Source organism: Ancylomarina subtilis, from assembly GCF_004217115.1.
In the GTDB taxonomy this organism is placed as follows: domain Bacteria; phylum Bacteroidota; class Bacteroidia; order Bacteroidales; family Marinifilaceae; genus Ancylomarina; species Ancylomarina subtilis.
On the sequence record NZ_SHKN01000002.1, the window covers coordinates 73,775 to 88,071 of the forward strand.

General features: G+C 36.5%; 12 protein-coding genes. 4 read left to right on the top strand and 8 right to left on the bottom strand.

What is annotated here, in order from left to right:
• Nucleotides 1-309: 309 nt before the first annotated feature.
• The 3 genes from EV201_RS11270 to EV201_RS11280 form a co-directional block, all read right to left on the bottom strand.
• Nucleotides 310-1,977 (bottom strand): nucleoside kinase, encoded by a 1,668-nt coding sequence (locus EV201_RS11270; protein WP_130307756.1) that lies wholly within the window; start codon nt 1,975-1,977, stop codon nt 310-312.
• A 146-nt stretch (nt 1,978-2,123) separates the two neighbouring features.
• Entirely contained in the window at nt 2,124-3,032 is a 909-nt protein-coding gene (locus tag EV201_RS11275; protein ID WP_130307757.1) for a DMT family transporter, read from the bottom strand.
• An 89-nt stretch (nt 3,033-3,121) separates the two neighbouring features.
• Nucleotides 3,122-3,784, bottom strand: a complete 663-nt coding sequence (locus EV201_RS11280; protein ID WP_207224472.1) for an MBL fold metallo-hydrolase — start codon at nt 3,782-3,784, stop codon at nt 3,122-3,124.
• Nucleotides 3,785-4,030: 246 nt separating this feature from the next.
• Between EV201_RS11280 and elbB the strand changes: the two genes are divergently transcribed.
• Complete coding sequence (gene elbB / locus EV201_RS11285) at nt 4,031-4,684, top strand: isoprenoid biosynthesis glyoxalase ElbB (RefSeq protein ID WP_130307758.1); 654 nt, start codon at nt 4,031-4,033, stop codon at nt 4,682-4,684.
• Nucleotides 4,685-4,770: 86 nt separating this feature from the next.
• Nucleotides 4,771-5,343 (top strand): hypothetical protein, encoded by a 573-nt coding sequence (locus EV201_RS11290; RefSeq protein WP_130307759.1) that lies wholly within the window; start codon nt 4,771-4,773, stop codon nt 5,341-5,343.
• Here the strand turns inward: EV201_RS11290 and EV201_RS11295 are convergent, their stop codons facing one another.
• A complete protein-coding gene (locus EV201_RS11295) occupies nt 5,344-6,006 on the bottom strand; it encodes a DUF4294 domain-containing protein (RefSeq protein ID WP_130307760.1) in 663 nt (220 codons plus the stop codon).
• 403 nt (nt 6,007-6,409) lie between these two features.
• Between EV201_RS11295 and EV201_RS11300 the strand changes: the two genes are divergently transcribed.
• Both EV201_RS11300 and EV201_RS11305 read left to right on the top strand, forming a co-directional pair.
• Complete coding sequence (locus tag EV201_RS11300) at nt 6,410-7,699, top strand: arginine deiminase (RefSeq protein ID WP_130307761.1); 1,290 nt, start codon at nt 6,410-6,412, stop codon at nt 7,697-7,699.
• A 160-nt stretch (nt 7,700-7,859) separates the two neighbouring features.
• Complete coding sequence (locus EV201_RS11305) at nt 7,860-8,390, top strand: RNA methyltransferase (RefSeq protein WP_130307762.1); 531 nt, start codon at nt 7,860-7,862, stop codon at nt 8,388-8,390.
• A gap of 48 nt (nt 8,391-8,438) precedes the next feature.
• Here the strand turns inward: EV201_RS11305 and EV201_RS11310 are convergent, their stop codons facing one another.
• From EV201_RS11310 to EV201_RS11325, 4 genes are all read right to left on the bottom strand, one after another.
• Complete coding sequence (locus tag EV201_RS11310) at nt 8,439-9,245, bottom strand: ATP-binding protein (RefSeq protein WP_130307763.1); 807 nt, start codon at nt 9,243-9,245, stop codon at nt 8,439-8,441.
• Between the two features lie 265 nt (nt 9,246-9,510).
• The gene (locus tag EV201_RS11315) at nt 9,511-11,235 is read right to left on the bottom strand and encodes a tetratricopeptide repeat protein (protein ID WP_130307764.1); all 1,725 of its coding nucleotides are present in this window, start codon (nt 11,233-11,235) and stop codon (nt 9,511-9,513) included.
• A 111-nt stretch (nt 11,236-11,346) separates the two neighbouring features.
• Nucleotides 11,347-11,982: a deoxynucleoside kinase gene (locus tag EV201_RS11320; RefSeq protein WP_130307765.1), complete on the bottom strand. Its 636-nt coding sequence runs from the start codon at nt 11,980-11,982 to the stop codon at nt 11,347-11,349.
• 140 nt (nt 11,983-12,122) lie between these two features.
• A complete protein-coding gene (locus tag EV201_RS11325; protein WP_130307766.1) occupies nt 12,123-14,240 on the bottom strand; it encodes a prolyl oligopeptidase family serine peptidase in 2,118 nt (705 codons plus the stop codon).
• Nucleotides 14,241-14,297 lie beyond the last annotated feature (57 nt).

Sequence of the window (14,297 nt, forward strand, 5' to 3'; positions counted from 1 at the left end):
TTCCGGACTGCCTACTTATCAACGATTCAAAAACTTATCAACATTTCTAATTTAGAATAGGATTGAGTTTATTCAGGTTAACTTATTATTTGTAAGTGATTATAAATGTGCCGTTCTGTTTTGTGAAATCACTTTGTTTTCAGGTGTTTGAGTTTTTAGTATGTGAGAAATCTTTTTGAAAGAATGAGTTATTAAATAAAAATATCAGTAATTGATGCCTACTCATTCAGGTATCGATTCAATACTCGGAAATGAAAATGCGACCATAAATTGATATTTATGATCGCATAGTATGAGCAGGATAATCACTTAGTATTCGAAAGTACTCCCGCCTAGAAATTCCCTCATGAGTGAATTTTTTGGAATTTCATTATCAGCAATAGGAATGAAATAGCTGAAGAATTTCAATAATCTATTTGCTTCGGAATATTCAGGTTGATTGGGTTGTACTTGTCTCAATATGGGTTCGGCATGGCTTTTAAGTACGCCGAGTTCATAGGGTAAGGCTGAATTAAACATCACATCAGCATTTTCCTGATAAGGAAAAATATTTCTCTCTTCTCCATTTCTCACACTTGGCCAACGTTTGATTGTATTCAGAGCTGAATAACTTCGGTAACGATAATCGCGAATGATTCTGCGAATCAGTCGATTATCAGTCGAATGAATTCGGTTGTGACCATCAATCGAGATAGATGTTAGGGCTGAGATATAGATTTTAAATTTGACTTCATCAGAGATTAAAGACGTTAGTTTGGGATTTAAGGCATGAATACCTTCAATGACCAATACATTTTTCCCATTAATCTTTAGTTTATCTCCATTGTAAGTTCGTTTCCCTTTTTCGAATGAAAATTTGGGGAGTTGGATTTCTTTACCATCCAGGAGTTCCTGAAGGTTTTGATTGAACAGTTTGACATCCAGTGCTTCAATGGATTCAAAATCGTATTCTCCATTTTCATCCAGAGGGGTGTGCTCCCGGTCCACAAAATAATTGTCCAGAGACAGGTTTATGGGTTCAATACCAGCTACTTTGAGTTGGATGGCTAATCTTTTTCCAAAGGTTGTTTTTCCTGATGAGGAAGGACCTGCAATTAAAATGATTTTAATTTTTTTCCATTTTTTGCGAATGCGATCTGCAATTTGCGAGATTTTTTTCTCGTGCATGGCTTCATAGATCTTAATAAGCTCTGAGATCTTTTTTTCTTCCACACTTCGATTTAAATCGCCGACATTTGAGATTTTTAGAATTTTTCCCCAACGCTTATACTCACTAAAGATTTGCAACATTTTTTCTTGTTGCAGAATTTGCTTGGCTTCATTTGGATTCTTCTTATCCGGAGGCAACAGCAACATGCCGTTGTAATAATGTTGCAGATCAAAGACCTCTAATAATCCGGTACGTGGAAGTAAGAATCCGTAGAAATAATCAACCGTTGTGTCAAGTTTGTAAACCGATGTGTAAATATTTCCCCGGGTTAGAAGCAGATTTGTTTTCTCATGCAAACCTTGAGATTCAAATAGCTCAATGGCTTTTTCGGTTTCCATTTCCTGTCTTTCGAAAGGGATGTCTGCCCTTACAATCTCAAGCATTCTGAGCTTTATTTTTGCAATGTTTTCCTGGGTTAGTATTGTGTTTTTGTCTTTGATTCTGCAATACAAACCATTCGAAATAGAATGCTCAACTCTAAAACCAACATTGGGTAATACGTCCTGAATCGCTTTGTAAAGAATGAAAGTAAGCGAACGCATATACATTCTTTTACCAGCAGGATCTGTGTAGTCTATAAATTTAACATTCTTGGGTTTGTATATTTCGTAGGTCAGTTCTTTAAGTTTATTATTGACGATCGCTCCTAAAACCGTCATGTTGAGTTGTGACGAAACGTCATCTAAGATGGTCTGCAAACTGGTTCCCAAGGGATAAAATCTTTTTTCGTCCAGATCCTCTATGTATATGCTTATTAGTTTTCCCATAAATTAGATATTTGTTCTTTTTCGAACTTTTAGTCTATCTAAAGATAGTATTTATCAGTTTTGAGAAAACGATTTTGTTGTTAAATAAAATCAAAAAAATAATTGAGGATGCGCGATGACCTAATTGTTATATTTCAATAAGAAGATTAATTTTTAGTCTTTTTCTTGTTAAAATAGTTTAGCATCAAGAGACTAATAGCGATGACGGTCATCCCCAGGATTGAAATAAGATCCGGATTTTCGTTGGGTAAAACCAACCAGCTGATACAGGCTCCAAATATGGGAATTATAAATTTCCATGTGTTTAAGTTGGAGACTTTAACACCCTCACGCCCCAAAAGGCCAAACCAGATGGTAATTGCCATTGCAGATACGATTGCTAACCATCCTAAAGCATAATAATACTCATTGGGGTGAATTTCCCACTTGGGATGTTCCACAGGAATAGAAATTAGAATCAGCATGAGACCGCCCAGTATCATTGAAAATGAAGCGAGGATTCGTGGAGGAATGTCTCGGGTGTCACGGGCAACAATCACATTTCCCATACTACCAACAATGTTGTTGAGGACTAAAATTCCAACACCTAGTGGAATGGTGGTGGTTAGTATAAAATCGGCTCGTCCCAGACTGATGATACAAACGCCCAGCATGCCCAAAAGAATAGATGAGACTTTAGATAAAGTCATCTTATCATTTTTCATCATCAAATGTGCCATGATAGCGGCAAATAGGGGTTGTGCTCCAATCAGCATAGCACCTAAAGCTCCCGGCAGGTAATTGATTCCTGTATAAAACAAGCCGTAGAGAAATGTTGTTTGTAGAAGAGCTACCTGAATAATCAATTTCCAGGATTTGGGACTTAAAGTCCGAAGTTTTGTTCGGAATTCAGGGATGAAAGGCAGAATTAACAGACCGGAAATAAAGAAGCGAATTCCTGCAAAGTTCAGAGGAGTTGTGTATTTCAATCCAATTTTGATGGCAGCAAATGGTGTTGCCCAAAGCAGACAAGCCAGTATGGCTAAAAATGGGATTGAAAGAAGATACTTTTTCATTCGTAACTTTATTTTGATCTATAAAAAATCCCTTCGTGATGAAGGGATTTATTGATTTGTATATCTTGAAAAACGGATTGATGAAACAATTAGCTTCTTAGAAATACATTATTCTTTTTTTCGTGTCCGATAGTCGTAATAGGACCATGACCAGGATGTACTGTGACATCATCATCCATAACCAGAAGTTTGGTTTTGATACCTGTGATAAGATCTTCGAAATTACCATAGGGTAAATCGGTTCGGCCAATACTTTCGCGGAATAAGACATCACCAGCAATCACAAATTTTTGGGCTTCGTTATAGAAAACAACATGTCCTGGTGAGTGACCTGGAACGTGAAGGACTTTCAGTTCAGAGTTTCCAAATCGGATGATATCCCCCTCTTTAATGGCATCTCCCATTGCTGGTGGTTCAACAACATTTTCAAGGCCTAAGCGAACGCCGTAGTTTGGAGCTTCTGCCAATAAAAATTCATCAGCTTTATGTGCTTTGGTTGTTAGGCCGAATTGATCTTTCATGAATTGATTTCCAAAAACATGGTCGATATGGAGATGTGTATTCAATAAATGAACCAGTTTAAGTCCCTTTTTTTCAATGATATTAATAAGTTTTTTTCCCTCTTCCTGATAAAAAACGCCACAGTCAATAAGGACCGCTTCTCCTGTCTCATCGTATAATAAATAGGTGTTTTCTTGCCACTGATTAAACACCAAAGTTTCTATTGTAATCATATCTTTAAATTTAGTCATTCAAGTTTCAAATTTAAGTTTAAAGCTTTAATCGACAAAAGAAATATCTGACTTTGCATGAATTAGAAATATGATTTTATTTTGATATGTCTTTTTTGTTGAATATTTAGTGGAAATAAGCCTGTTCTCGTTTCGTAAAAAACCGCTATAATGCTTATCTTTATTCTTGTTGATTCGTCATAAAAATAGGACGATTTACGATTCAGAGATTAAGACAAAAAAACAAAATAATTAATTGACTTTGCTATGAACACAAATAAGAAAATTGCAGTGGTATTATCAGGTTCGGGTGTGTATGATGGATCTGAAATTCATGAGGCGACACTTTCATTGTACGCAATTTCTAAGAATGGGGGAGAATATCAAATTTTTGCTCCCAATATCGATCAGCATCATGTTGTGAATCATCTTACGGGTGAAGAGATGAGCGAAACCAGAAATGTTTTGGTTGAATCGGCAAGAATTGCCAGAGGTCAGATTAAAGATTTAACAGAATTTGATGCCAATGATTTTGATGCGATTTTATTCCCCGGGGGATATGGTGCGGCTAAAAATTTGTGTTCCTTAGCTTTTGACGGGGCTGATTGTAAGGTGAATTCAGGCGTTGAAAAAGTTTTAAAGGCCATGCATGCAGCCTCAAAACCAATTGCAGCCCTTTGTATTGCTCCGGCTTTAATTGCAAAAGTGATTACTGGTGCCGAAGTAACTATTGGAAATGATGCAGGAACAGCTGGGGCGATTCAGGTGATGGGCTCTCATCACAAACAAGCCGGTCATGGCGAAGTGGTTATCGATGTAAAGAATAAGATTGTGACTACGCCTTGTTATATGCTCGACGCGACCATTGCTCAAATTGGTCAAGGGGCTGAGAATGTTGTGAAAACGATAATGGAAATGTAATTTACCCGATACAGAATAAAATGAACTCCCCATTTGATTACGTATCAGTGGGGAGTTATATTTGAGGTTTGTTTAATTTAAGATTGATGAAAAATAGAAATACCAAAGACGTAGGAGGAAACCACATTTACACCTTCATCTTTTCGAATATAGCATTGTTTGCAGGCGTCTTTTTCTCCTTGAATTCAGCTCCACAGGTTAGCGCAATTCTTTATTCATTGAGCTTAAATTTGTTCCTGACCTGGCTTGTTTATTATACTTCAGTTAAAAAGAAATTAAAACATCATTCTCAGTATTTCAATGATCTGACCATTGGGATGGGGATGCTTTCTGCCTTTATTTCTTCGGTAATTTTTAGTTTTTTGATGTTGTTTTTATCCGATGACCTGTCTTTTGGAACTTTAATTTTATTCTTTGCCTTTTTATCTCTTTTGATTCAAGTTGTCATCATGAAGGCTTATTCATGGGAAAAGACTTTTGAAAAAAAGCTAATTGGTTTTAGAATGACAATTCAGGATGAAAAAGAAGCGAATGGGCAAGTTCTTTATGATTTTCTGAAAGGAAAGGATATGGATGAGGCTTCTGATTATTTGGATAAAATTGGATTGTTCGATTCCGAAGTTGATGCGATCATAGGAAAACTAAGAACAGAGATGTAACTACTTTTTGTCTTTCCCTGATAGCTCTTTTTCAATGTTGAGTTTTAGCTTGCGTGGCGGTGGTATTTCTCCATTTTTCATTCTCTCAAGAATTTCCTCAACCATCCAATCCCGACCTTCGGGTTTGTATTCCGATTTAAGCGATGTGCCAAACATACTGGCAATTGTTTGCCAAAAGAAAGCCGTGGTTGATCCTTTCAATTCTTTTAAGTGATAGTAGGATGTGCTCCCGGTTTCCCGATCAATAAGTTTCATCAAGAGTTTCCCTTGCGAAATTTTTAGTTGCATAAGAGGCTTTTTATAGGCTTTCATCAGCCCCTTATATTCCTGTCTAATCAATTTTCGTCTTTCTCTTTTTGAATGAATATGTTTTAAATCTTCGTTAAGCTGACTGATTGTTTGATTAGCCTTTTCGGCATAGGGATATACAATCCGAAGATTACGAACGGTTCGCCAATACCTGCGAGAGGATCGGTAATATTTTCTTTTGGATCGTTTGTGCCCTCTTATTTTAATCTCTTTAAGATTGACATGCAGATTGGAATCCTGAACAGCAACAACTCTTTGTTTTTGTTCCTGAACAACCTGTCCAAAACCATTGGTGTGTCCCCCAAAGATGAAGCTTAAGATAAGAATGAAATATATATGAATCTGTTTGTGCATCGCAATAAAGGCTTGGAATTTTAATTTGTCTTTTTACGAAAATACGCATTAGATTTCGTCTATGTTTAAGAAATGGATTCAAAAATTGAATGTGAGATTTTAGAGTGCGTTAATAATATTGATTATGAAACTTTTTAATGCAATGTGATGTCTCGCTGATATTGTTTTGTCAAGAGGACTAAAATAATCTATATAACAGTAATTTTGCCTTATTGATTTTGTCCTAAGTGTTTAGCTTAGAGATAAAAGGTCTCTTTTTTGAAAAATGAGCCTGAGAAGAAAAAAATCTTTGCTGCAATCCTTTTCAATGCCCTTTATTTTTCTTTCATTTGCAAATTATTAATAGAATTGTACGACAACAAACATCAGTCGTTTAACGACTAGAATTAAAACATAATAGGGCATGACTAAGTACGTAGAATTAGATGTTCGATCAGAAATTGGAGAATTGGAAGGGGTGATCCTTCATACACCAGGATCGGAAGTTGAGAATATGACACCTGAGAATGCTGAACGAGCTCTCTATAGTGATATTCTTAACCTTTCAGTAGCGCAAAAAGAATACAAGCAATTAAGTGGATCATTGAATGAAATCACTCAAACCTATCAGGTAAAAGAATTATTGGCGAATATTTTAAAAGACGATAAGGTTAAAGAGATCGTTATAGATAAGGTTTGCAAAATTGAGCCAGAACTCGCAGTAAAAGGAAACACTTACTGTATTAAAGATATTCTTTTGGATCAAACGGCTGATGACTTGGCTTCATTATTGATTGAGGGAGTTACTTTAACCCGCGACAACTTGACCAAATTTTTAAGCAAAGAGCGTTATGCAATGCGTCCGCTTCACAATTTCTTTTTTACTCGTGATGCTTCAATGTCTGTTGTTGATGAGGTTTTAATTGGTAAGATGGCCAATGCGGTTCGTGACCGTGAATCATTGATTATGCAGGCTATTTTCGATTATACACCAGGATTCAAAGCAAAAACGGTTAATCCTATCGATAATCCAAACATGGACCCTAACTGTATGATTGAAGGGGGAGATGTTTTAATCGCTCGTGAAGATATTTTGATCATTGGTAACGGTACGCGTACGACAACTCAAGGGATTGACTTTATTTTAGCTCAACTGCTTTCGCAGAAAGAAGAGAAACAACGTCATATTCTGGTACAGGAATTGCCATCGCATCCAGAGTCGTTTATTCACCTTGATATGGTGTTTACTTTGCTAGATAAGGATAAGTGTATGGTTTACGAGCCATTGATTATTCGTCCAAACAAATATCAAACGGTTCATATTACCATCCAGAATGGGAAGGTTGTTAATATCAAGAGAGAAAACAATTTGTTGCAAGCCCTTAAGAAGCTTGGTATGGAGTTGAAACCAATTTATTGTGGTGGAACTAAAGAACCTTGGAATCAGGAAAGAGAGCAGTGGCATTCAGGTGCAAACTTCTTTGCTGTAGGACCAGGTAAGGTGGTTGGATATGCTCGTAATATCTACACCATGGAAGAAATGAACAAGAATGGTTTCGAAATTATTCCTGCTGACGACGTGATTAGCCATAAGATAAACCTGGCTGACTACGAAAAGTATGTGATTACACTTGATGGATCAGAGCTGCCTCGTGGTGGTGGTGGTGCACGTTGTATGACCATGCCTATCCGTCGTAAAGCGGTTAACTGGTAAGCCAAACGATATATTATAAAAGAAGCCTTGCTGATCTGCTGATTTGCAAGGCTTCTTCTTTTATGATCTTGGCTAAGATTCGCATGGGATTAAACCTTTAATTTTTATTCCAGCTTTTTAGTATTAAATTCGCGCACACAAATAAATATATTAGATCAAGATGAGGAAGTTGAAAAACAGCGAGCTGAATCGCAAAAGTATTGATGAGTTTAAAACGGCAGAGAAAACACCCTTTATTATTGTGTTGGACAATGTGCGCAGCTTAAACAATATTGGTTCGGTCTTTCGTACTTCTGATGCCCTTTTGGTTGAGGCCATTTATTTGTGTGGTATTACGGCGACACCACCGCATCGCGATTTGCATAAAACAGCTTTAGGTGCTGAAGATTCTGTGGCCTGGAAATACTTTGAGAGAACAGAAGATGCTGTTGCTGACCTTAAGGCAAAGGGGTTTGATGTTTATGCGATTGAACAAGCCGAGAACTCAATATCTTTACCTGATTTTCAGATTGAATCGGATAAAAAGTATGCCTTTGTTTTTGGAAACGAAGTAAAAGGGGTACAACAAGCTATTGTTGATGCTTCAGAATCTTGTATCGAAATTCCGCAGTTTGGTACCAAGCATTCGTTCAATATCTCAGTGAGTTGTGGTATTGTACTTTGGGATTTATTTTCGAAGTTGAGGTTTTAATCAATTATCTCTGAGTCTGAATTGAAAAGTACAATTCAGACTTTCTGTTTAGACATTGAATTCTAAGGTTACAATAGTCCCTGGGAACTCTTTGCGCGTGAGTTTAGAGAACTTGCGGTGCTTCACTTGTTTCCATACGCCATTGCCTGATATAATCTGAATTTTACCATCGTTCTGCTCAATAAACTGGCGAATGGTAAACAAACCCATCCCATTGTGCTTGAAAGGTTTTGATGTTGAGCCTGACTCAACGGCCCATTTAATCGCACCCATCCCATTTTGAGCTTTCTTTAGTGCAGAAGTTGCCAGTTGTTGCATGTTTGCACCCTTGTTCACGATACTGATGATTAGCTTTTTGTTGTGAACCGATACGTAATGCGAAATGAAAACCTCCTTACGATTGCTGTGTGCAAAAGCATTTCGGAATATCTCGGCTACGCATAACTCGATTGCCATTTTCAGTTGAGGGTTAAGGGCAACGGCAGGTCGTTCAGGGAAAATTTTATTTTCGAGGTAATCTGTCAATTGTTCTTCATCAGGACTTGAGAAGAATTGGCATTTGATCAGACTTTTCCAAACATCTTTTTTCATCCCGCCTTTTACCATCTTTTTGGTGTAGAAGAGGTTAAGAATGGAATCCTGAAAATTTATAAGACGTACTTTATTGCGGCGTCTCTCAAGATCCATAATAAGACTACCTAAAACTGCAAACAGATTGGATTCTATGAGTTTTGTTTCCTGAAAATCGAATACGATTTCAGTTTTAATCAACTGCTTTGTAGAAGCTTGTAATTCAGTAAAGAATAGATAGCTCTGGTAGTTATTTGTTAGTTTTTTAGGGATGATGATTTCCATATTGCAGGTGTGTTGAATTCAATATTAAAAAAGATGATGCTTCTTCCAGAGTTTATGTGTCCAGCTCTTTTATTTCAAAAGTATCATAGTTTACAAAATGGAGAAATTTCAGTGGGGCTAAGATATAAAATATCCTTCAGATCTATCTATACTTTGTCTAATTTTAGATGGATTGATGACGAATGGATATTAACCTATCAAGTTTATAAACCAAAAAAACGGCCCTAAAGAGAGCCGTTTTTAATATGCTTTGATTTGAGTTTAATTACTCAACAATCGCTTTAAATTCTTCATTTTCAAAAACAGTATAGAATTCAAGGTCAGACTTAGCGAAAGCTTTTAAAGAAGCATCCTTAGCCGTAGCTGATTTCAAGTTAGAGAAAATTAAGTTGTTGTTGTTAGTTCTTGCACCAACAATTGCTTTTAGGTAATCAACCATAGCGTCATCACTTGTGTTCTTGTTCAATTTCTCAAGAGCAACAGTGTATTTTCCAGCTAAGATGTTTGCTAAAGCAGAATTTACAGCATAGCACTCACCAAACTGCTGAGTTGCTAGGTCGTACTGAGCTTTCATGATCGCAACAATACCCAAGTTGTAGTTAACTTCTTTACCAGCACCTGTAGCTGCACCGAATAAAACTTCAGCTTCAGCAACGTTACCTTTAACCAATTCAACAGCACCTAGGTTGTTTTTTACAACAGGGTTGTTAGCTGAAAGTTGGTCTGCTTTATCGAAGTTAGCTTTAGCTTCGTCAATTTTACCCATTCCGAATAAAACCATACCAGCATCGTTATGAGCTCTCCAGTCACCAGCAAATTGTTTTTTAGCTGTTGAGTAGATTGCTAATTTCTCACTTGCTACTTTGGTAAGAGTTGCAGCATAAAGCAATTCTTCAACGTTTAGTTCTGCAGGATTGTTTTTAGCTAGATCTTTAATTTGATCATCTGATTTACCAATGTTATCAACGTTTACAAGAAATTTAGCTCTTCTCAATTTAGGAAGAATTTCTTTTTTAACTTCAGTGAAAGCAGCAGAAATGTTCTTGATCTCTTTTTCACGTACTTCAGGATCTGAGTACATAGAAAGAACACGTAGGATCAATTCCTTATCTCTGATGTTAGACGCTTGCATTAATTTTTTGAAACCATCCCAGTCTTCAGGAGTTACCTTAGATTTGAAGAAGTCTTCGTTAGTATAATCAGAAAGTTTCGCTTTCTTCATTGATTTTTTGATATACTTTGAAGAAGTCACCTCACGCTTGTTCGCTAACTTCTCATTGAAGTCTTCAGCTCCATCAGGTGATGCATAAGCAGAAACTTCGATACCTTTGTATTCTTTTTTCGCGTCAGCTTCAACAGCTTTGAAATATTCGCTAAGCGCTTTGATATCTTCACTTTTCATTTCTGACCAACGAACTTTAGAGCTGTTGATTAGGTAATGAAGATCAGCCTCTTTAGTTTCTGCAATAATTCTTTGGAAAGCATCCTTACCAATAATATTAGCAGGTTTGTTTTGTACAAGAGTTGCAGTTGCTTTTACTCCCTGAGCAATTTTTACAGGATCAAAATCCAATGACTTTTCACCTTTTTGAGCTGTCATTCTAACTTCAAGATCAGAAATACGCATTGCCTTTTCGTAATCGATACTTCCTTTATAAGTAATGGTTTTACCAGTTTCGTATGGTACTACCGTTGCATTTCCTTGAACTTTCTCACCTTGAAGAGTTTTAGGAGCAAAAGCTTTTTCACCACCTTCAAATTTTAAAACCGGAGTTGCAATTAAGGTTGCTTTTTTGTTGAAATAGTTAGCTGGTATTCTAACGCTAACTTCAACATCAACTTTCCCAGCGTGAGTTTCAAGAATTTCAGGTGTTACATTGTAATCAATGTCACTTGCATTTTTTTTCATCTTACTCATTCCGGCACAACCAGAAAGTAAGGCTCCTGCTAGTAGCATAGCTGCTACGTGATTAAGCTTGATTTTTTTCATGATAATAACTTAAATATGTTGTTGTAATTAATTAAAACGGATATGCTAACAAATTTAAGAAAATTTATTCAGCTCCATGTTATCCTCTTAACTATATTTGAATAGTATATGTTAGATTATGACTCTGTTGAGTCCCTTTTCACACTTAGTGTTGAAAATCACATCACAGATTTTTAAATAATCAGATTCATTATTTATGAAATCGATCTTATTCGTATCTATAACTAAGAAATTGAGATCTTGTTGTTGTTTGAAGAAAGAAAAATAACTGTTTTGAATTTTCAGAAGATAGTCAGCAGTGATATCCTGTTCGTAATTCCGTCCACGTTTTTTTATATTCTCCAAGAGTTTTTCTACATCCGAATGCAGATAGACATATAGGTCAGGTTTGGGTAAAGAGTTGTAGATGATATGGAAGAACTGGCTATACAGCTTGTATTCATCATCCTGAAGTGTTTGCTTTGAGAAAATCAAAGACTTCATAAAGTAGTAATCAGAGATGGTGAACGACTTGAACAAATCTTGTTCACTTAACTCATTTTTTAATTGATTATATCTATCGGCGAGGAAAGACATTTCAAGAGGGAAAGAGTATTTCTCTGGCTCCTGATAAAATTTAGGTAGGAAAGGGTTCTCTGCAAATTGCTCAAGGATAAGCTTTGCATTGAATTCTGAAGCAATTTTATTTGATAAAGATGTTTTTCCGGCACCTATATTTCCTTCGATGACGATAAAATTATAATCCATTAAATGTGTGTTTCTGATTTGGATTCGTAAAAATATAAAATGAAGCGTAAATAATAGGCTTTTTTAAAAATAAGAGTAGCCATTGTTGATAAAAAAATCAAAATGACTACTCTCAGAAATTGAATTCAATTTTCTTTGAATTATTTAATATCCGGACTGATATTCATATTGTAAAAAATGAATGACCAAATATCTGCATATTCTTCAATTTGCTTTGAAGTCGGCATACCTGCTCCATGTCCGGCTTTTGATTCAATTCGAATTATAACGGGGTTATCTCCTGTATATTTCTCCTGAAGCGTGGCTATATATTTAAATGAATGTGCGGGAACCACACGGTCATCATGGTCAGCCGTTGTCACCATTATAGCCGGGTAATCCAGATCCTTTATTGTATGAACAGGTGAGTAGTTATACAAATATTTAAACATCTCTTCGCTATCAGCACTGGTGCCATAATCGCCAGCCCAAGCCCAACCAATTGTGAATTTATGGTAGCGCAGCATGTCCATCACACCGACTTCCGGAATTGCCACCTGAAATAAATCGGGACGTTGATTGATCACCGCACCCACAAGCAGGCCGCCGTTTGATCCGCCTTTAAGTGCGAGTTTCTTTGGGTTTGTATATTTATTTTGAATTAAATATTCGGCAGCAGAAATACAGTCGTCGAATACATTCTGTTTATTCATTTTAGTTCCAGCCTGGTGCCAATCTTCGCCGTATTCACCACCCCCGCGTAGGTTTGCAACCACATAAACACCGCCATTCTCTAACCACACCAAGCGTCGAGGCGTGAAATATGGCGTTAAACTGATGTTGAATCCACCGTAACCATAGAGTAAGCACGGGTTATTTCCATTCAGTTTTGTTCCTTTTTTATAAATGATAAACATGGGAACCTGAGTGCCGTCTTTGCTGGTATAAAATTTTTGTTCGGTAATAAAATCTTCCGGATTAAAGTTGATTTTGGGTTGGTATAAGATCTCTGACTTTTTGCTTTTGAAATTATACTTGTATGCAATCTCAGGTGATGTAAAGGATTCGAAACTGTAGAAAGCCGTATCTTCATCTTTTTTGCCAGAAAAACTACCAGCTGTTCCAATTCCCGGTAATTCAAAATCGTAATTGAAACTGCCATCCATATTCAGAATTTCGATTTTTGAATAGGCATCCTGCATGTAGGATGCTATAATTTTACCTCCTGCGAGTTTCACCCCATTTAATACATTTTCTTTTTCAGGAATAAGCTCGGTCCAATTTTCTTTTTCCGGCTTATTGATGTCAACAGAAACCAAACGATATTTTGGAGCGCCATTGTTGGTGTACATCAATAATTTCCCATTTATATCATCAACTACATTGTGATCGAAGCTCATTTCGTCAGTAATGAGTTTAAAATCAGAATTCTTTTTGTCAAGTTCTTTAAAATAAAGAGCATTCCCATGAGAGGCTGACATTGCCGATAGAATCAGATATTTTTCATCATCGGTAACCGAAGCTTCGTATAAGCGCTTAGGAAATTTGGAGTCCTGATAGATCAGTTTATCTTCGGATTGCTGATTGCCAAGTTTGTGGTAATAAACCTTGTGGTATTCGTTTGAATTTGAAAGCTCAGTTCCCGTTTTTGGAGCATCATAAGCGCCATAAAAGAAACCATCCTTATACCATGAAACGCCCGAGAATTTAATCCACATCAAATGATCACTGATATCCTTACCAGTTGCAATATCCTTAACGTAAACTTCGTTCCAGTCGGAGCCGGATCTGGCAATCAGATAAGCTAAATATTTGCTGTCGCTTGAAACTGAAATGCCGGCAAGAGCCACCGTTCCGTCATCAGAAAGTTGATTGGGATCAAGTAAAACGCGGGCTTCATCTTCGAGTTTCGATTGAACAAAAAGTACCGATTGGTTTTGCAAGCCATTATTTCTGTAATGAAAATACAATTCACCTTTTTTGAAAGGGACACCTACTTTAGGGTAATTCCAAACCTCAGTCAAACGTTTTTTTATTTTTCCTTTGAAAGGAATTGTATTCAGATAAGTATCAGTCACTTTATTTTGTTCGATAACCCAGGCTTTTGTTTCGTCTGAATTATCATCTTCGAGCCATCGGTAAGGGTCGGCAACTTTTGTGTTGAAATACACATCGGTTGTGTCTACTTTTTTTGAAATAGGATAGTGCATTTTTGTTCTTTTTTTTGAACAGGAAACCATCACTGAACAACAGAGTAATGGTAAAATGAGTTTTTTCATGCTTCGATTTTAAAAATTAGAAAGGATAAAAACTGAATCCTTTTCGTTTTTTATTTT